Source organism: Pseudomonas sp. FeN3W (assembly GCA_030263805.2).
GTDB classification, from domain to species: Bacteria; Pseudomonadota; Gammaproteobacteria; order Pseudomonadales; family Pseudomonadaceae; genus Stutzerimonas; species Stutzerimonas stutzeri_G.
In genome coordinates, this window is the sequence record CP136010.1 from 3,347,747 (window position 1) to 3,366,702 (window position 18,956).

The window sequence follows — 18,956 nt, forward strand, 5'->3', positions numbered from 1 at the left end:
ATGGGCGACCGTAACGTCGAGATCGAACTCAAGCTGCTGATCGAGGCGATCTACCTCAAGTACAGCTATGACTTCCGTGACTACTCCGGCGCTTCGCTCAAGCGCCGGGTATTGCTGGCGTTGAAGCAGTTGCAGTGCGAGAGCATCTCGGCCTTGCAGCGCAAGATCCTCTATGACCCGCAGGCCTTCATGGACCTGCTGCAGTACCTCACCATCCCGGTCAGCGAGATGTTCCGCGATCCCGGCTATTTCCGCGCGCTGCGGGAACAGGTGGTGCCGGTGCTGCGCACCTATCCGTCGCTGAAGATCTGGATCGCCGGCTGCAGCACCGGCGAAGAGGTCTACTCGATGGCCATCCTGCTCAAGGAAGAGGGGCTGCTCGAGCGCTCGATCATCTACGCCACCGACATCAACCCGCGTTCGCTGGAGCAGGCGCGCCAGGGCATCTTCGCCATCGACCACCTGCGCCAGTACACGGCGAACTACCAGCAGGCCGGCGGCACGCGCAGTTTTTCCGACTATTACACTGCCGCGTACGACTCGGCGATCATGGACAAATCGTTGAAAGAAACGGTTACGTTTGCCGACCATAGCCTGGCAACCGATAGCGTATTTTCCGAAACGCATTTGATCTCCTGCCGCAACGTGCTGATCTATTTCAACAAGCCGCTGCAGGATCGTGCCTTCGGGTTGTTTCATGAATCGCTTTGCCATCGGGGCTTTCTCGGCCTCGGCAGCAAGGAAACCGTCGAGTTTTCCGGCTACGCCAATTACTACGAGCCGTTCGATAAATCGGAAAGGATCTTCCGCAAGCTATGAGCAGCTCCGAGCAGGCGCTTCTTCAGGCGAGACGCCAGCCGCCCATCGAGGCGGTGGTGATCGGTGCGTCCGCCGGTGGGCTGGAGGCCCTCGGCACGGTGCTCGAAGGCCTGCCGAGCGGTTACCGTCCACCGATTCTAGTGGTCCAGCACATACCGGCCAGCGGGCCCACCCATCTGGCCGAGATATTCGGGCGCAGAACCCGGCTGAGGGCCAAGGAAGCGGACGACAAGGACCAGCTGCACTCCGGAATGCTGTACTTTGCCGCACCCGGTTATCACTTGTTGGTCGAGAATGACGGCAGCCTGTCGCTGAGCCAGGACGATGCGGTGCATTTTTCCCGTCCATCGATCGACGTGCTATTCGAGTCGGCAGCCGATACATGGGGCGCGCAGGTCGCTGGTGTTCTGCTGACCGGCGCCAACGAGGATGGCGCCGCCGGCCTTGAGGCGATCCACCGCGGCGGCGGGTTGACCGTGATTCAGGACCCCGTCGAAGCGGCCGTACCAACCATGCCTCGCGCCGCCCTGCGGCGCTTCGCGCCGGATTACATCTTGCCCCTACGCGACATTCACCGATTGTTGCGAGAACTGGAGTGACCATGCCCGACCGTACCGACGAGGTAAATCTACTGATCGTCGATGACCTGCCGGAGAACCTGCTGGCCCTGGATGCGCTGTTGCAGGCGCCCGGCATACGGGTTCATCAGGCCGAATCGGCCGAGCAGGCGCTGGAGCTGTTGCTGCGGCACGAGTTCGCGCTGGCAATCCTCGACGTGCAGATGCCGGGCATGGATGGCTTCCAGCTGGCCGAGCTGATGCGCGGCACCGAACGCACCAAGCAGATCCCCATCGTCTTCGTCAGCGCCGCCGGCCGTGAGCTCAACTATGCCTTCAAGGGTTACGAGAGCGGTGCGGTGGACTTCATGCAGAAGCCGCTCGATGCTCATGCGGTGCGCAGCAAGGTCAGTGTGTTCGTCGATCTTTATCGCGGGCGCAAGCGCCTGGCGCGCCAGCTGGAGGCCCTGGAACGGAGCCGTCGTGAGCAGGAAGTGCTGCTCGACGAACTGCGCAGCACCCAGGCCGAGCTGGAGGGCGCCGTGCGCATGCGCGATGACTTCATGTCGATCGTCTCTCACGAGCTGAAAACGCCGCTCAACACCCTGATTCTCGAGGTGCAGCTGCGCAAGCTGCAGCTCAGCCGCAACAACTTCACTGCTTTTAGCGAAGAGCGGCTGCGCAACATGGTCGACAAGGACGAGCGGCAGATCCAGAGCCTGATCCGCCTGATCGACGACATGCTCGACGTTTCGCGCATTCGTACCGGCAAGCTATCGATTCGCCCGAGCCGCACCGACCTCAGCCAGCTGGTCGGCAATGTGGTGGAGAACTTCTCGGCGCAGATGGAAGCCTGCGGTTGCGAGCTGCGGCTGGAGCGCAACGAGCCGATCGCCGGCGTCTGGGATGCCTTCCGCATCGAACAGGTGCTGGCCAACCTGCTGACCAACGCCATGCGCTACGGCGCCGGCAAGCCGGTGCAGGTCAGCGTCACCTCATGCACAGAAGGCGCCTGCATCGAGGTGCGCGACCACGGCATCGGCATCAGCCCAAAGAGCCTGGAGCGGATCTTCTGCCAGTTCGAGCGCGCCGAGGGCAGCGAGGGCAGCGCTGGCCTGGGTCTGGGCCTGTTCATCGCCGACCAGATCGTCCGCGCCCACAACGGCCGCATCCAGGTGCAGAGCGAGGAAGGGCAGGGCTCGCAGTTCCGCGTCCTGCTGCCTCTGGGCGAATAGCCGAAGCTTGTCGGCTGGCCCGGTCAGCGGACCACACTCAGGACGAACAACTAATTTCCAGATGCTTGCCCCATTCCGGTGGGCGCTCGGCGTAACGCTGCATGCCGGGCTGCTCGTCGAACGGTCGACTGAGCACGGCGTGCAGTTCGCGCACCGGCGCGTAATCGCCTTTTTCCGCCGCCTCGATGGCCTGCTGTGCCAGGTAGTTGCGCAGGATGTACTTCGGATTGACCGCCTGCATCCGCGCCTGCCGCGCGGCGGGATCGCCGCCCTCCAGGGCCGTGCGTGCACAGTAATCCGCCGCCCAGGCATCGAAGCCCTGCAGATCGACGAAGTCCTCGCGCAGCCGCTGCACGGCCTGTTCGGCCGGGCGCTCGCCGAGTTCGCGGAAGAAGCGCGTGTAGTCCACCGCGCTGCCCTGCATCAACTGCAGCAGGCGGCGGATCAGCTCGGCGTCGCCATCCTCGGCCTGGCTGAAACCCAGCCGGCGGCGCATCAGATCGAGCCATTCGGCCTCGTACAGCGGCAGGAACAGCTCCATGGTTTCGCGCAGCACCTTGACCTCGACGAAGGGCGTCAGCGCCTGGGCCAGCGCAGCCAGGTTCCAGTGGGCGATGGGCACCTGATTCTCGAAGGAGTAGCGGCCGGTATCGTCGGAGTGGTTGCAGATGAAGCGAGCATCGAAGTCATCGAGGAAGGCGTAGGGGCCGAAGTCGAAGGTGATGCCGAGGATCGACATGTTGTCGGTATTCATCACCCCGTGGCAGAAGCCGTAGGCCTGCCAGCGGGCAATCAGCGCGGCGGTGCGTTCGAGCACCGTGCGGAAGAACATGTGGAACGGTTCGGGATGTTCCAGCAGTTCGGGGAAGTGCGCCTCGGCGACATGCTCGAACAGCTGCTTCAGTTCGCTGTGCTGGCGGGTGTAGTAGAAGAACTCGAAGTGGCCGAAACGCACGTGGCTCGGCGCCAGGCGCAGCAGCATGGCGCCACGCTCGGGGCGTTCGCGGTAGACCAGGGTGTCCGAACCGGTGACGCACAGCGCGCGGGAACTGGGGATGCCGAGGGCGTGCAGGTGCTCGCTGGCGAGGAATTCGCGGATCGACGAGCGCAGCACCGCGCGACCATCGCCCATACGCGAATAGGGCGTCTTGCCGGCGCCCTTGAGGTGCAGGTCCCAGTACTCGCCGGCCTCGTTCACCACCTCGCCGAGCAGCAGGCCTCGGCCGTCGCCGAGCTGCGGGTTATAACTGCCGAACTGGTGGCCGGAATAGACCATCGCGCGCGGCTCGGCGGTGGACCAGATCTTGTGCCCGGAGAACAGTTCGGCGAACAGCGGCTGCTCGGCTTCGGTCGGGTCGAGATCCAGCAGGGCCATCGCCGCCTCGCTTGCCACCACCAGGCGCGGCGCTTCCAGCGGCTGCGGCGATACCTGGGTGGAAAAGGTATCGCCGAGACGGGCGAAGCGATTGTCGAAGGTCAGTTGGGTCAGGCTTTTCAAGATGTCTCCGGCGGCGGCAGGCGGACGAGGAGTGCCCGGCCGCAGCCGGGCGTTCTGGACGTTGGAGAGTGCGCGGTGCCCGGACGTTCCTCAGCCGCGATCGTCGGTCGTCGGCTTCTGCTCATCGCCGGCAGGCTTCGGTGTGGCACTGAGCTGCAGCTGCTGACCGGCGAAGTTTTTCAGGAACACGTCGACCTGGCGGAAGGCGATGTTGATGCCGGCCTTGGTGAACTCGCTGTCGATGAAGCGGTTGATCTCGTCGGTGGCCGGGTTGCGGTCGCCCAGATCGCGTACATGGATGCGCAGCTCGTGGTCCAGCGTGCTCTCGCCGAAGTTGAGGAAGAACACCTGCGGCTCCGGGTCCTTGAGTACGCGCGGGTTGGCTTGAGCGGCCTTGTAGAGCAGCGCCTTCACCTGATCCAGGTCGGAGCCGTAGGCCACGCCGACCTTGACCGTCACGCGGGTCACGGTGTCGCTCAGCGACCAGTTGATCAGCTGACCGGTGATGAAGGTCTTGTTCGGGACGATGATGTCTTTGCGGTCGAAGTCGGTGATGGTGGTGGCACGGATGCGAATCCGGCTGACCGTGCCCGACAGGTTGCCGATGGTCACCACGTCGCCGATTCGTACCGGGCGTTCGAAGAGGATGATCAGGCCGGAGATGAAGTTGGCGAAGATCTCCTGCAAGCCGAAACCCAGGCCCACCGATAGCGCGGCTACCAGCCACTGCAGCTTGTCCCAGCTGACGCCGAGGGTGGACAGCGTGGTGACGATGCCGAAGCCGGCCAGCGCATAGGACAGCAGCGTGGTGGTGGCGTAGGCGCTGCCCTGCGCCAGACGCAGCTTGGACAGCACCATGACTTCCAGCAGGCCGGGCAGGTTGCGCGCCAGGGCCACCGTGATGGCGACGATCAGCAGTGCGCCGAGCAGGTTGTTCAGGCTGATCGCCGCGGTGGTCAGGGCATCGCCGCTGCCGGTGGTGTATTCGTACAGGGTGATGTTGTCCAGGTAGGACACCACCGAGATCAGGTCGGACCAGACCCAGTACAGCGCCACGAGGAACACGCCGAACATGGTCAGGCGGGTCAGGCGCAGCGACTGCTGGTTGACCTGTTCGATGTCCAGCCCCGGTTCGCCCTGGGTTTCCACCGTGTCGCTGCCATCGTCGCCCTGCGCCTGGCGCTTGGCCAGGGCGCGCTTGTAGGCCAGCCGCCGCGCCGCGACGGTGAGGCCGCGGACCAGCGCCGCTTCGACGACGATCCAGATCATCAGCAGGTAGAGCGTGTCGATCAGGCGGTCGGTCAGCTTCAGCGCCGTGTAGTAGTAGCCAAAGCCCACCGCGACGATCAGCGCGATCGGCAGCACGCTGAACAGCAGGCCGATCATCAGGCGCAGCGGCGGGGCGTTCTGGCTCGACGGGCCCTTGAGCAGCAGGCGGTTGAGGCGCCAGCTCATCAGGGCAAAGCAGGTCAGCACGACGAGAATGCCGAGCACGTCGTCGGCCAGCCGCGCCGGCTGATGTTCGGCGACGCTGACCACGGCAACCAGGGCCATGACGATCAGCCCCAGCCGGCGAATCTCGTCACGCAGGAAGGCCACCTGCGGCCGCGACCAGCCGAAGTGCAGCTCGGCCACGCGCCCTGGCGAGAGCATGCGGTAGGCGCTGTAGAACACCAGCCAGGCCTGGGCCATTTCGTACAGGGCGGCGCCGAGGACGTAGTTCTGCCCGCGCGCGTCCATCTGCAGCAGGTAGCCGCAAAGGGTCAGGAATAGCGCGCCGGGCAGCGCCAGCAGCAGGTTGAGCAGCAGCGCCAGCGGGGTGTGCAGCTGGCTGTCGTTGCGGAAATGGCCGATTTCCTCGCTCAGCGAGCTGAGCTTGGCGTCGATCTTCTTGCGCCACCAGAGCAGCGCGGCGATCAGCAGCAGCAGCGGCAGGAAGAACAGCGGGCGTTCCTTCAGCCCGGCACCCAGCTCTTGCACCGCGGATAGCCAGGGCATCGCCGCGAGCTGCGCCTTGAGTCGGCGAACCGAACCCTGCAGCCAGTCGAAGTCCAGCGGCTTGTTGCTGGGAATCCAGAACATCTGCTCGTCGAGGGTATTGCTAAGCGCGCTGGCGGTGTCCTGCAGCTGCTTCTGGTTGAGCTGCAGGGTGATCGAGGCGTTGAGCAGTGAGTCCAGCTCACGGTTGAGTCGGTCGAGCAGCTCGCTGCGGGTGGTGGCCAGGTCGAGCAGGGTGCGGCGCAGTTCGGGGGTCACTTCCTCCTCTTTCTGCTCGGCCAGCAACTGGTCGACATAGGCGGCGGCATTGCCCGCGGCTTCACGGCGCTGGTTGAGCTCGAACTGATAGAGACGGATATCGGCGATTTCGTCGGCGAGGTCCTTGTCCAGCTGCAGGCTCGGCAGCGCCTGTTTCTGCTGGTAGAGGATGCGCGACAGCAGCAGGCTGCCTTCGAGCACGGCGATCTGTTCTTCCAGCGCCTGGTCGGTTTGGTTGAGGGTATCGAGCTGCTGGCGGGTCTGCAGGTTCTGCTGGTTGAGGCGGTTGAGGCGCTCGGTGGCCCGCAACAGGTAGTCGGACAGCTTGAGGTTCTCGGCGCTTTCGGCGGCGAGCAGCTTGTCCGAGCCGGCCTGCTGCACCCGCGCGGAGAACTCGGCGACGGTCTGCTCCGATTCGGCACGGCGCTTCTCGTTGATCAGCCCTTGCAGGGCCTGGGTGTCCTGCTCGGCACGGGCGATGCGCTCGGCCAGCAGGTCGCGGCGGGCCTTGCCCAGGTCCTGCAGCAGGCTGTTGCCGGCCAGTTCCTGGCGTCGCAGTTCGATCTGCGCGCTGAGCGAGGCGATCTCCGCTTCCAGCAGCGCGCGACGTTCTTCGCTGAGCGGCTTGCCGGATTCGCGTCCGCCCTTGAGCAGGTTGTTGATTTCCTGGATGCGCGTCTGTGCCGTGCCGATCTGCGCCTGGGCGCGCTCGGGACGGGTCTGCGCGCTGATGATCATGCTGTTGGCGGCACTGAACTGCTTCTGCCATTCGGACAGCTCCTCGACCCGCGCGCTCAGGCGTTGCTCGAGTGCCTCCACCGACTGGCTGGCATAGCGCTTGGCGGGGTCTTCGTCCGGGCTGGCCTTGAGTTTCGCCAGCTCGCGCTGAGCCTCGGTGATTTCCTTCGGCGCCTGCGCCAGCTGCGCCTTCAGCTCGGCCAGGCGGGTTTCGCTGGTCGCGGTCTGCTCGCTCATGCGCTGGGTCTGCTCATCCAGCGAGGGCTGTGCGGATTTCGTCTCGCCTTCGCTGGCGGGAGGGGTGCCCGTCAGACTGTCCAGCGATTGGGCATGCAGGGGGGCGACAAACAGGCAGAACGTCGAGAGCAACAGGGCGCGCAGAAGGGACATGGGGGCAGTGACGCAGCGGATGACCAGAAAGTGCGAAAGTCTACGGGCTGCGCCTGCCCAGCGCGAGTACCGCGCAACCGGTCGAGTGATGAGCGGTGAGGCCGCGTCATCCGCCGGCCATGGTGGCTTTAGAACATCAGCTGTGGGCCTGGCTTGTCACCTTCCGGAAACTTCAGGCCGACCTTGCGCACTTCGCCGGCTTCCATTGCTGCCACGGTCCAGGTCAGCCCGTTCCATTCGATCTGGTCGCCCACCACCGGATTGCCATTGACCTGCTCGGCCATGAAGTTGCCGATGGTCTGGTTGCCGTCCACATCGCCGAGCTTGAGGCCGTAGAGCGCGGTGATGGCGCTGAGCTGGGCGTCGGCCTCGAGGATGAAGTCGCCGAAGAAACGCAGGTCCTGGCCGCGCTTGGGTGCCTGGCTGAACAGCTTGCCGAGGGCTGGCAGGTCTTCGTCATGCCCGATCACGCAGAGGATATCGTCCACCTGCAGTCGCGTGCTACCGGATGGATGCAGCAGGTTCTTGCCGCGGAACAGCGCGGCGATGCGCGTGCCGGGTGGCATCTTCAGTTCGCGCAGGGCGGCGCCGACGCACCATTTGCTGGCGCTCAGGCGGTAGACGAACATTTCCCACTGGCTGGTGGTGTGCACCTGCAGGCCGGTACGCGAGACCGGCATGGGCGACGGCGGTACCTCGACCTTGGCCTTCTTCGCCGCCCAGGCCAGCGTCGAACCCTGCAGCAGCAGCGACACCAGGACGATGAAGAACGCCACATTGAAGAACAGCTGGGCGTTTTCCAGCCCGGCCATCAGCGGGAACACCGCGAGGATCACCGGCACCGCGCCACGCAGGCCGATCCAGGAGATGAACAGGCGCTCGCGCAGGTGGAAGCTGCGGAACGGCAACAGGCTGACGAACACCGCCAGCGGGCGGGCGAACAGGATCATCCACAGCGACAGCGCCAGTGCCGGCAGGGCGATGGGCAGCAGTTCGCTGGGGGTGAGCAGCAGGCCGAGCACGAGAAACATGCCGATCTGGCTGAGCCAGGCCAGGCCGTCGAACATGTGCAGGATGCCGTGGCGGTTGCGAATCGGCCGGTTGCCCAGCAGCAGACCGCAGACGTAGATGGCGAGGATGCCGCTGCCGCCGATGGCGCCGGACAGGGCGAAGATCATCAGGCCGCCGGCCACTGCCAGCAGCGGGTAGAGCCCGTCGGCCACCGACAGCCGGTTGATCAGCTGCAGCAGCAGCCAGCCGCCAGCCAGACCGAGCACGGTGCCTATACCGAACTGCTGCAGCAGGGTCAGCAGGAAGTCCCAGCCGAAGGTGGTCTGCCCGGCGAGCAGCATGTCGATCAGCGCGACGGTAAGGAACATCGCCATCGGGTCGTTGCTGCCCGACTCGATTTCCAGCGTCGAACCGACCCGCTCGTTCAGGCCCTTGCCGTTGAGCAGGTTGAACACCACGGCGGCATCGGTGGAGCCGACGATCGCGCCGATCAGCAGGCCCTGCAGCAGCGGCAAATCGAATAGCCAGGCAGCGGCCAGCCCGGTAAAGCCGGAGGTGATCGCCACGCCCAGGGTCGCCAGCGAGAACGCCGGTTTCAGGGCCACGCGGAAGGTTGCGGTACGGGTACGCATGCCTCCGTCGAGGAGAATCACCGCCAGCGCCAGGTTGCTGATGACGAAGGCCAGCTGATAGTCCTCGAAGACGATACCGCCTACGCCATCGACCCCGGCAAGCATGCCGACGCCGAGGAAAATCACCAGGATCGGCACGCCGAGACGCGCCGAAAGTGAACTCATCAGGATGCTCGCCGCCACCAACAAGGCACCGATAAAGAACAGGTGGTTGATGTTGCCGACGTCCAAATGAAGTCTCCGCTAGAGAAAGCTGCCGCGTGCCCATGCACGGGATATGCCAGCGATTCTAACCTGATGATTTGACAGCCTGTCAAAAAAACGCCCCGCAGGAGCGGGGCGCTGTTACAGCATGTGCGGCACGCTCTAGAACCAGGCGTCCTGCATCGTCAGGCAGGTGTCGTCGCGTGCGTCGAGGATGGCCAGCTCGTGCGCGCAAGCCGGCACTTCCCAGGTCAGAAAGTAGCGCGCGGCCTGCAGCTTGCCACGGTAGAAGTCCGCATCCGCCGGATTGCCTTCGGCCAGCCCGCGTTCGGCGCGCAGTGCCTGTTCCAGCCAGCGCCAGCCGACCACCGCATGCCCGAAGACCTTCAGGTACAGCGCCGAGTTGGCCAACGCCTGGTTGACCTTGCCGGCTGCCAGATCGCCGAGCAGCGCCTGGGTCACGCTAGTCAGCCTGGCGATGTGCTGCTCCAGCGGCTGGCGCAGTGCGGTCAGCGAGTCGTACTCGGCTGCGCGTGCGCAGCTGGCCTGGATCAACCCGAGCAGCTGGCGCAGGCCGGCACCCTTGTTCTGCATCAGCTTGCGGCCGAGCAGGTCCAGCGACTGGATGCCGTGGGTGCCTTCGTGGATCGGATTGAGGCGGTTGTCGCGGTAGTACTGTTCCACCGGGTATTCGCGGGTGTAGCCATGCCCGCCGAGAATCTGGATGGCCAGTTCGTTGGCCTTCAGGCAGTACTCCGACGGCCAGGATTTGACGATCGGCGTCAGCAGGTCGAGCAGCTCGCTGGCGTTGCGCCGCTCCTCGTCGCTCTCGGCAGTGTGTTCGTCGTCCACCAGACGTGCCGAGTACAGGCCGAGATCGAAGGCGCCTTCGACATAGGCCTTCTGCATCAGCAGCATGCGCTTGACGTCGGTGTGCTCGATGATCGGCACCTGGGTCGAGGCCGGGTCCTTGCCGTCCGGCAGGCGGCCCTGCGGACGCTCGCGGGCGTAGTTCAGCGAGTAGAGGTAGCCGGCGTAGCCGAGCATGATCGCGCCCATGCCGACGCCGATGCGCGCCTCGTTCATCATCTGGAACATGTAGGCCAGGCCCTTGTGCGGCTCGCCGACCAGATAGCCGACGCACCCGCCGTTGTCGCCCCCCGCATTATCACCAAAGTTCAGCGCCGTGCTGGTGGTGCCGCGCCAACCCATCTTGTGGAACAAGCCGGCCAGCAGCACGTCGTTGCGCTCGCCCAGCGAGCCGTCGTCGTTGACCAGGAACTTCGGCACGATGAACAGGCTGATACCCTTCACCCCGGGCGGCGCGTCCGGCAGCTTGGCCAGCACCATGTGCACGATGTTTTCCGACAGCGGGTGGTCGCCGCCGGAAATGAAGATCTTGTTGCCCTTGAGGCGATAGCTGCCGTCACCGGCCGGTTCGGCGCGGGTGCGGATGTCCGACAGCGACGAGCCGGCATGCGGCTCGGTGAGCGCCATGGTGCCGAAGAAGCGGCCCTCGAGCATCGGCTGCAGGAAGCGCTGCTTCTGCTCGTCGGAGCCGAAGGCCTCGATCAGGTGCGAGGCGCCCATGCTCAGCATCGGGTAGGAACTGGTGGCGATGTTGGCCGACTGGAAATGCGCGAAGCAGGCCCGCGACAGCAGATTGGGCAGCTGCATGCCGCCGTCGTCGAAGCTGCGCTGCGCGTTGTGAAAGCCCGCCTCGATAAAGGCGTCGACCGCCGGCTTGACCTCGGGAATCAGCACCGCTTCGCCGTTGACGTACTGCGGCTCGTGCTCGTCGGACTTGCGGTTGTGTGGTGCGAAGTATTTTTCGGCGATGGTGCGCGCGGTTCCGATGGCGGCGTCGAAGGTCTCGCGGCTGTGATCGGCAAAGTGCTCGCGGCGGGTCAGGGCCTCGGCGTCCAGCACTTCGTAGAGTTCGAATGCCAGGTTACGCGGGCAGAGCAGGGTCTCGGTCATGGTCAACCTCCATTTTTATCGGCCCGAGTCTAAGGACCGCGGTTTTCCATTGCCTAGCTTCATCCATTGCACTGATGAAGCGTCAACACGGGGTCGCTTCATTCAGCCGAACAGCTGGCGCATGAGCGCGGCCAGTTCGCCATCGCCCAGGCCGGCGGCATCAAGATGGGTGAGGGCGGCATCTCGATGGGTTGCCAGCTGCTGCTCTGCCGCCTGCTGGCCAAGCAGCGAGACCACGGTCGCCTTGGCCCGGTCCTGCTGGCAGTCCTTGCCGGTCTGTTCGGGCGTCAGGCCATCGGCGATATCGTCGAGCAGCTGAAACGCCAGGCCCAGTTCGTTGGCAAAGCCTTGCAGATAGCGTGTCCGCGTCCGCTCAGCCCCCGGCGAGCAGGGCCGCAACTTCCAATGCGGCGGTGAACAGTGAGCCGGTTTTCAGCTGATTGGTGGCAATCACCGCATCGAGCTGCTGTGCTTCCTGTGCGCCATGCAGGTCGCGAAATTGCCCACGCACCAGGCCCTGCGCACCGACCGCTCGCGCCAGTGTGGCCACCGCGTCGTTGCGCTGCCTGGGCGTGAGTCTGGGCGCGGTGGCGGTTATGCCATAGGCATGGCTGAGCAGGGCCACTGAGGCGAGGACGGCGACATCCTCGCCGAAACGCAGATGAATGGTCGGCTGGCCGCGCCGCAGGCTGGCGTTGTCCATGCATGGCATGTCGTCGAGAAACAGCGAGGCGGCGTGGATCATCTCCAGCGCACAGGCCGGGTCCAGGCCGATATCGGGGTCGACGCCGAGATCTCCCAGCGCCAGCAGCAACAACAGGGGCCTGATTCGTTTGCCGGGAGCGAGGGTGCCTTCACGTAACGCCAGCGTGACCTTGTCCAGCTCCGACTCGGGTCGCGGCAGGCGCATGGCCAGGCGCTCGTCGACCTGTCGCCGCAGGCGCAGCAGGCTGTCGCATTGCGGAAGCGGGAGGGTGGAATTCTGCGTTTGCATGGCGGTGCCCTCGCTGGCGCCCCAGTTCGAGCACCAGGGTTGTGCAATGTTGTACAACGATTGGACGTTATGACAAAAACCTGTACAACTCGTTGCCATCGCATAGCACTTTTTTCAGGGCGTCACGTCCAAACAAGTCTTCCCGGGAGCCGATTTCCATGAGCAAACAATCGTTGGTCAGCCGCAAAAACGATCATCTGGATATCGTCCTGGACCCGACGCGGGCAGCCGGTGCGACGGGTACCGGTTTCGGCGCATTTCGCTTTGAGCACTGCGCCCTGCCCGAGTTGCACCTTGATGAGATCGACCTGCATAGCGCGCTGTTCGGGCGCCAGCTGCGGGCGCCGCTGCTGATCAGCTCGATGACAGGCGGCGCCGCACGTTCTGCTGCGATCAATGCGCACCTGGCGGAAGCTGCGCAACATTTGGGTATCGCCATGGCGGTGGGTTCGCAGCGGGTTGCGCTTGAAACCGCGGGAGATCAGGGCCTGACCGTGCAGCTGCGCCAGCTCGCGCCGGACATCCTCCTGCTGGCCAATTTCGGTGCCGCGCAGCTGGTACGCGGCTACGGTGTGGACGAGGCGCGGCGGGCGGTCGAGATGATCGATGGCGATGCGCTGATCGTGCACCTGAACCCGCTGCAGGAAGCGGTGCAGCCGGGTGGCGACCGTGATTGGCGAGGCGTGCTGCGGGCGATCGAAGCGCTTGCCAGCCGCCTGGCCGCGCCTGTGGTAATCAAGGAAGTCGGTGCCGGCATATCCGCAACGGTGGCACGGCAGCTGGTCGACGCCGGTGTTGCCGCCATCGATGTCGCCGGTTCCGGCGGGACCAGCTGGGCCGCGGTGGAAGCCGAGCGCGCCAGCGATGTCAGCCAGCGTGCGATCGCCCAGGTCTTCGCCGATTGGGGCATCCCCACGGCGCAGGCGCTGCAGGCCGTGCGCAAGGCCTGCCCGGATACGCCGCTGATCGCCTCCGGAGGCATTCGCGACGGCGTGGAGGCCGCCAAGGCGATCTGCCTGGGCGCCGATCTGGTCGGGCAGGCAGCGGGCGTGCTGCAAGCCGCGATGCTGAGCAGTGAGGCGGTGGTCAAGCACTTCGACGTGCTGATCGAGCAACTGCGGATCGCCTGCTTCTGTACAGGTTCGGCCGGCCTGGCCGAGCTGCGGCAGGCGCGGCTGCTGCAAGTGCCCACTGCCTGATGCCGGGCGGAGCCGCCAGATGACTCATTTCGCGGCAATCGCGCCGCCCTTTCTCAGCCACCTGCGCGCGTTCGAAGCAGTCGCCTGGGCGCTGACGCAGCGAGGCCACCGAGTGACTTTCGTTCAGCAGGCCGATGTCGGCGAGCTATTGACGTTGCCTTCGGCGGGATTTGCCACCATCGGCGCCGAGTCTCATCCGCCGGGCAGCCTGGCTGCGGTGGTCCGCCGCGCCGCGCAACCGGGGCCGTTCGGCATCCGCCGGGTCATTGCCGACATGGCGACGAGTACCGCATTGTTCTGTCGCGAGGCGCCGGGCGTGCTGCGTTCGCTGAAGGTCGACGCCGTGCTGGCCGACCAGATGGAGCCGGCGGGGGCACTGGTGGCCGAACATCTCGATCTGCCGTTCGTATCCATCGCCTGTGCCTTGCCGTTCAACCGCGAGCCGCTGGTGCCCTTGCCGGTGATGCCCTGGCGCTACCGGACGACCGACTGGGGCGAGCAGCTCAACCTGCACAGTAGCCGTGTCTACGACCGCCTGATGCGGCCCCATGCCAATGTGATTCAGCACTATTGCCAGGCGTTCGGCCTGACGCCGCGCTCAACCCTGAGCGAATGCCTGTCGCCGCTGCTGCAGATCAGCCAGACGGTGCCCGGCTTCGACTTTCCGCGCCGCCAGCTCCCGGCGAATTTTCATGCTGTCGGGCCGTTGCGGCGTCCGCTGGAAAACGAAGCCGAGCTGAACCTGCCAATCGATCCGACGCGGCCGTTCGTCTTCGCCTCGCTGGGCACCCTGCAGGGACATCGCTATACCTTGCTGCGCAATATCGCCCGCGCCTGCAAGCCGCTCGGCGTACAGCTGTTGATCGCCCATTGCGGCGGGTTGAATGCCGCGCAAGCGGCGCGGCTGCAGGATGAGGGCGCGCATTGGGTCACCGACTTCGCACCGCAGCGGGCAGCATTGGCCAGGGCTGCGGCGGTCATCACCCATGCCGGGCTGAATACCGTGCTCGATGCCCTGGAGGCCGGTGTGCCGATGCTGGCGCTGCCGATTGCCTTCGATCAGCCGGGTGTCGCAGCGCGTATCGAACATGCCGGCGTCGGCCTGCGCTTGCAGTCGCAACTGGCGAGCCCGGCGCGGATCGGCCACGCATTGCAGCGGCTGTTGAACGAAGGCGAGTTTCGCCAGCGGGCGGTGCGGCTCGGGGCGGAAGTGCGTGAGGCTGGCGGTGCGGTGCGTGCCGCCGAGCTGATCGAGGCGGCGCTCGGGACAGATGGACTACGACCGGAGGTGGCGAGTGGCGCTTGATGCGGACCTGATCCTGGTTGGCGGCGGGCTGGCCAACGGGCTCCTGGCCCTGCGCCTGCGTCAGCAGCGGCCCGATCTGCGCCTGCTGCTCGTCGAGCAGGGCGACACCCTGGGCGGCAATCACACCTGGTCCTTTCACCAGCACGATCTGACGCCGGCTCAGCACCGTTGGCTGGAGCCTATGGTGGGCAAGCGCTGGCCCGGCTATGAAGTGATCTTTCCCGACCTGCAGCGCCGGCTGGGCAGCGGTTACGCGAGCATCTTCTCGGAGCGCTTTCACCAGTACCTGATGCCAGAACTGAGCGATGGCGTGCGTTTGCGCACGACCGTCGCCAGCGTGGAGTCACAAAGGGTGCGTCTGGGCTCGGGGGACATCCTGCAGGCCGGCGCCGTGATCGATGGACGCGGCGTGCGCCGGACCGATCAGCTGGCCCTCGGATTTCAGAAGTTTCTCGGCCAGGAACTGCGCCTGCAACAGCCGCACGGCTTGCAGGAGCCGATCATCATGGACGCCAGTGTTGCCCAGCACGACGGCTATCGCTTCGTCTACGTGCTGCCGCTGAGTGCGGACACCCTACTGATCGAAGACACCTACTACGCCGACGGCGCTACCGTGGCCCCGGATACGCTGCGTGAGAACATCGGCAGCTACGCCAGTGCGCGCGGCTGGACCATCGTCGAAATGCTGCGCGAGGAGCAGGGCGTGCTGCCCATCGTGCTTTCCGGTGATCTGCCGGCGTTCTGGGACGAGGCGCGGGGCGTGCCGCAGACCGGGCTGTCCGCAGCGTTGTTCCATCCCACCACCGGCTACTCGCTGCCCGACGCGGTGCGTCTGGCCGATCACCTGATCGCGCTTGATCGCTGGGATGCCGCCAGCCTGTTCGAGGCGATCCGCGATTACTCGTTGGCGCAGTGGCGTCAGCGCGGCTTCTTCCGACTGCTCAATCGCATGCTGTTCATGGCTGGTCCCGCCGATCGCCGCTGGGCGGTGATGCAACGTTTCTATCGCCTGCGCGAACTGCTGATCCAGCGTTTCTATGCGGCCAAGCTGACCACCCGCGACCGCTTGCGCATCGTCTCGGGCAAGCCTCCTGTTCCGCTCGGCGAAGCGCTGCGCGCGCTCGCCGCCCATGATCTGCATCGCAAGGATTACCGATGAACCAAGCTAAACGAGCGGTGGTAATCGGCGCCGGCTTCGGCGGGCTGGCGCTGGCCATCCGTCTGCAGCGTGCCGGCATCCAGACCACCCTGTTGGAGAAGCGCGACAAGCCGGGTGGCCGCGCCTACGTCTATCACGACCAGGGCTTCACCTTTGATGCCGGCCCGACGGTGATCACCGATCCGCCAGCGCTGGAAGAACTCTTCAGCGGCGCCGGCAAGCGCATGGCCGACTACGTCGAGCTGCTGCCGGTCAGCCCCTTCTACCGGCTGTGCTGGGAGGACGGCTACAGCTTCGACTACGTCAACGACCAGGCCCAGCTGGATCGGCAGATCCATGCGCTCAACCCCCGTGACGTCGCCGGTTATCAGCGCTTTCTCGCCTATTCGCGGGCGGTGTACGAGGAGGGCTACGTCAAGCTCGGCACTGTGCCCTTCCTGTCGTTTCGCAGCATGATCGGTGTCGCCCCGCAGCTCGCCAAGCTGCAGGCCTGGCGCAACGTGTACAGCATGGTGGCCAAGTTCGTGGAGAACGACCGGCTGCGGCAGGCGCTTTCCTTTCACTCCCTGTTGGTCGGCGGCAACCCCTTCGAAACCTCGTCCATCTATGCGCTGATCCACGCGCTGGAGCGTCAGGGCGGCGTCTGGTTTCCGCGCGGCGGCACCGGGGCGCTGGTGCAGGGCATGGTCCGGCTGTTCGAGGATCTAGGCGGCAAACTGGAGCTGAACGCCGAGGTCGCGTGCATCGAGTTGGCCGAAGGGCGGGCGAAGGCGGTGATCACGGGTGACGGTCGGCGCTTCGATACCGATGCAGTGGCTTCCAACGCCGATGTGGTCAACACCTACAAGCAGCTGCTCGGCCACGAACAGCGTGGTCGCGACGAGGCCAAACGGCTATCCGGCAAGCGTTTCTCGATGTCGCTGTTCGTCATCCATTTCGGCCTCAAGCGCCGCCACGAGCACCTGCAGCATCACACGGTGTGCTTCGGGCCGCGCTACCGCGAGCTGATCGACGAGATTTTCAAGCGTGAGACCCTGGCCGATGATTTCTCCCTCTACTTGCATGCGCCCTGCGTAACCGATCCCTCGCTGGCGCCGGAAGGCTGTGCCAGCCACTACGTGCTGGCGCCGGTGCCACACCTGGGCACGGCAGATATCGATTGGGCGGTGGAGGGGCCGAAATACCGCGACCGCATTTTCGAGTACCTCGAGCGGCACTACATTCCCGGTCTGCGCGGCGATCTGGTCACGCACCGCATCTTCACGCCGCACGATTTCCGCGACGAGCTCAACGCTCATCTGGGCTCAGCGTTTTCGCTGGAGCCGATCCTTACCCAGAGCGCCTGGTTCCGCCCGCACAACCGCGACGATGTGATTCCCAACCTCTATATCGTCGGCGCCGGCACTCACCCCGGTGCCGGCGTGCCGGGGGTCGTCGGTTCGGCCAAGGCCACTGCCGGGCTGATGCTGGAGGACTTTCTATTGAAGGAGCAGGCCGGATGAACGACAAGGTCGTCGATCACTCGACCCAGGCGATCAACGTCGGCTCCAAGAGCTTCGCGGCGGCGGCAAAGCTGTTCGACGAGCGCACCCGCCAGAGCGCCGTGATGCTCTACGCCTGGTGCCGTCACTGTGATGACGTGATCGACGGGCAGACGCTGGGGCATGGTCAGCTCGCCGGCGATCGCAACAGCGGTGAGGCGCGGCTGGCCGAGCTGGTTGACCTGACCGAACGCGCCTATGCCGGCGAGCCGATGGCCTATCCGGCGTTCGCCGCCTTCCAGCAGGTGATCCAGCGTCATCGGATTCCCAAGGCCCATCCGCTGGAACATCTGGCCGGCTTTCGCATGGATGTGCAGGGCTACCGCTACCAGACCCTCGACGACACCCTGCTGTATTGCTATCGCGTTGCCGGCGTGGTCGGCCTGATGATGGCGCGGGTGATGGGCGCCGCAGCGGAGCCGACGCTGGATCGCGCCTGTGATCTGGGCTTGGCCTTTCAGCTCACCAACATTGCCCGTGATATCGTCGAGGATGCGCAGATCGGCCGTGTCTACCTGCCGGCCGAGTGGCTGGCCGAAGTGGGCATCCCTGAAGATGAGATCGCGCTACCTGAGCATCGTGCGGCATTGGCCACGCTGGCAGCGCGACTGGTGGATCTGGCCGAACCCTACTATCGCTCGGCGTCGCAGGGCCTGCGCGATCTGCCGCTGCGCTCGGCCTGGTCGATTGCCACGGCTCATGGCGTCTACCGGCAGATCGGCGTCGAGGTGAAAGCGCGCGGCGCGGCGGCGTGGGATGCGCGGGTGTCGACCAGCAAAGGGCAGAAGCTGCAGTTCCTACTGGGGGGTGGTGTGCTGGCGCTGGCCTCGCGGCGGATGCAGGTCAGGCCGCGTCCTGACGGTCTCTGGAGACGTCCTCGCTAGATGCACCCTGGTGCTTGCGCAACGGCCCGTCGTGCAGCTCGCGCAGCTGGCGCTTGAGCACCGCCAGCGGCGGCGCGTAGAGAAAGCCGAAGGATACGCAGCGCTCCTTGCCTTCGACCGCATGGTGCAGACGGTGCGCCTGATACAGCCGCTTGAGATAGCCGTTGCGCGGCACATAGCGCAGCGGCCAGCGGTGATGGACCAGCCCGTCATGAGCGACGAAATAGAGAAAGCCGTAGGCCGTCATCCCGGCGCCGATCCATTCCAGCGGGTGATAACCGGCCGTGCCGAGGGCGATCAGCCCGATCGCCACGCCAGCGAACACCACCGCATAGAGGTCGTTCTTCTCGAACCAGCCGTTGCGCGGCTCGTGGTGCGACTTGTGCCAGCCCCAGCCCCAGCCGTGCATCACGTACTTGTGTGCCCACCAGGCGAAGACTTCCATGCCGGCCAGGGTGGCGAGGAAGACGAGCGTATTGGTCAGTGGACTCATGGCGGGATTCCGTGTGACGTGCGGTCGATTCTACGCGCCGTCACGGCGGCTCAGGGCTCG

Annotated in this window: 13 protein-coding genes and 1 pseudogene; 8 read left to right on the plus strand and 6 right to left on the minus strand. The window is 65.3% G+C overall.

Annotated elements, in window-relative coordinates; translation table 11 throughout:
* Genes P5704_015830 through P5704_015840 form a run of 3 tightly spaced genes read left to right on the plus strand, consistent with a single transcriptional unit; the run spans window position 1 to window position 2,611 of the window.
* Window positions 1–819 (plus strand): protein-glutamate O-methyltransferase CheR, encoded by an 819-nt coding sequence (locus P5704_015830; GenBank protein WOF77518.1) that lies wholly within the window; start codon window positions 1–3, stop codon window positions 817–819.
* Complete coding sequence (locus P5704_015835) at window positions 816–1,418, plus strand: chemotaxis protein CheB (GenBank protein WOF77519.1); 603 nt, start codon at window positions 816–818, stop codon at window positions 1,416–1,418. Before P5704_015830 ends, P5704_015835 begins: the two co-directional genes overlap by 4 nt.
* Window positions 1,419–1,420: 2 nt before the next feature.
* Window positions 1,421–2,611: a hybrid sensor histidine kinase/response regulator gene (locus tag P5704_015840; GenBank protein WOF77520.1), complete on the plus strand. Its 1,191-nt coding sequence runs from the start codon at window positions 1,421–1,423 to the stop codon at window positions 2,609–2,611.
* Window positions 2,612–2,648: 37 nt separating this feature from the next.
* Here P5704_015840 and P5704_015845 read toward each other — a convergent pair whose 3' ends face one another.
* From P5704_015845 to P5704_015865, 5 genes and pseudogenes are all read right to left on the minus strand, one after another.
* Window positions 2,649–4,109, minus strand: coding sequence for a YdiU family protein (locus P5704_015845; GenBank protein WOF77521.1), 1,461 nt, complete (start codon window positions 4,107–4,109; stop codon window positions 2,649–2,651).
* 90 nt (window positions 4,110–4,199) lie between these two features.
* Window positions 4,200–7,493: a mechanosensitive channel MscK gene (gene mscK / locus P5704_015850; protein WOF77522.1), complete on the minus strand. Its 3,294-nt coding sequence runs from the start codon at window positions 7,491–7,493 to the stop codon at window positions 4,200–4,202.
* Window positions 7,494–7,621: 128 nt separating this feature from the next.
* Window positions 7,622–9,367, minus strand: coding sequence for a potassium/proton antiporter (locus P5704_015855; GenBank protein WOF77523.1), 1,746 nt, complete (start codon window positions 9,365–9,367; stop codon window positions 7,622–7,624).
* A gap of 135 nt (window positions 9,368–9,502) precedes the next feature.
* Entirely contained in the window at window positions 9,503–11,320 is a 1,818-nt protein-coding gene (locus P5704_015860) for an acyl-CoA dehydrogenase (protein WOF77524.1), read from the minus strand.
* 102 nt (window positions 11,321–11,422) lie between these two features.
* Window positions 11,423–12,314: pseudogene (locus tag P5704_015865) on the minus strand (polyprenyl synthetase family protein).
* A gap of 158 nt (window positions 12,315–12,472) precedes the next feature.
* On the opposite strand from P5704_015865, the gene fni reads away from it, so the two are divergent.
* The 5 genes from fni to P5704_015890 are packed head-to-tail and all read left to right on the plus strand — an operon-like array spanning window position 12,473 to window position 18,403.
* Entirely contained in the window at window positions 12,473–13,513 is a 1,041-nt protein-coding gene (fni, locus tag P5704_015870) for a type 2 isopentenyl-diphosphate Delta-isomerase (GenBank protein WOF77525.1), read from the plus strand.
* Between the two features lie 19 nt (window positions 13,514–13,532).
* Window positions 13,533–14,819: a glycosyltransferase gene (locus P5704_015875; GenBank protein WOF77526.1), complete on the plus strand. Its 1,287-nt coding sequence runs from the start codon at window positions 13,533–13,535 to the stop codon at window positions 14,817–14,819.
* Complete coding sequence (gene crtY / locus P5704_015880; GenBank protein ID WOF77527.1) at window positions 14,809–15,978, plus strand: lycopene beta-cyclase CrtY; 1,170 nt, start codon at window positions 14,809–14,811, stop codon at window positions 15,976–15,978. Before P5704_015875 ends, crtY begins: the two co-directional genes overlap by 11 nt.
* Window positions 15,975–17,480, plus strand: coding sequence for a phytoene desaturase (locus P5704_015885; GenBank protein ID WOF77528.1), 1,506 nt, complete (start codon window positions 15,975–15,977; stop codon window positions 17,478–17,480). The genes crtY and P5704_015885 overlap by 4 nt, the downstream gene beginning before the upstream one ends.
* On the plus strand, window positions 17,477–18,403 hold the full coding sequence (locus P5704_015890) for a phytoene/squalene synthase family protein (GenBank protein WOF77529.1): 927 nt from the start codon (window positions 17,477–17,479) through the stop codon (window positions 18,401–18,403). The genes P5704_015885 and P5704_015890 overlap by 4 nt, the downstream gene beginning before the upstream one ends.
* Here the strand turns inward: P5704_015890 and P5704_015895 are convergent.
* Window positions 18,363–18,896, minus strand: coding sequence for a sterol desaturase family protein (locus P5704_015895; protein WOF77530.1), 534 nt, complete (start codon window positions 18,894–18,896; stop codon window positions 18,363–18,365). The genes P5704_015890 and P5704_015895 overlap by 41 nt on opposite strands.
* Between the last annotated feature and the right edge of the window lie 60 nt (window positions 18,897–18,956).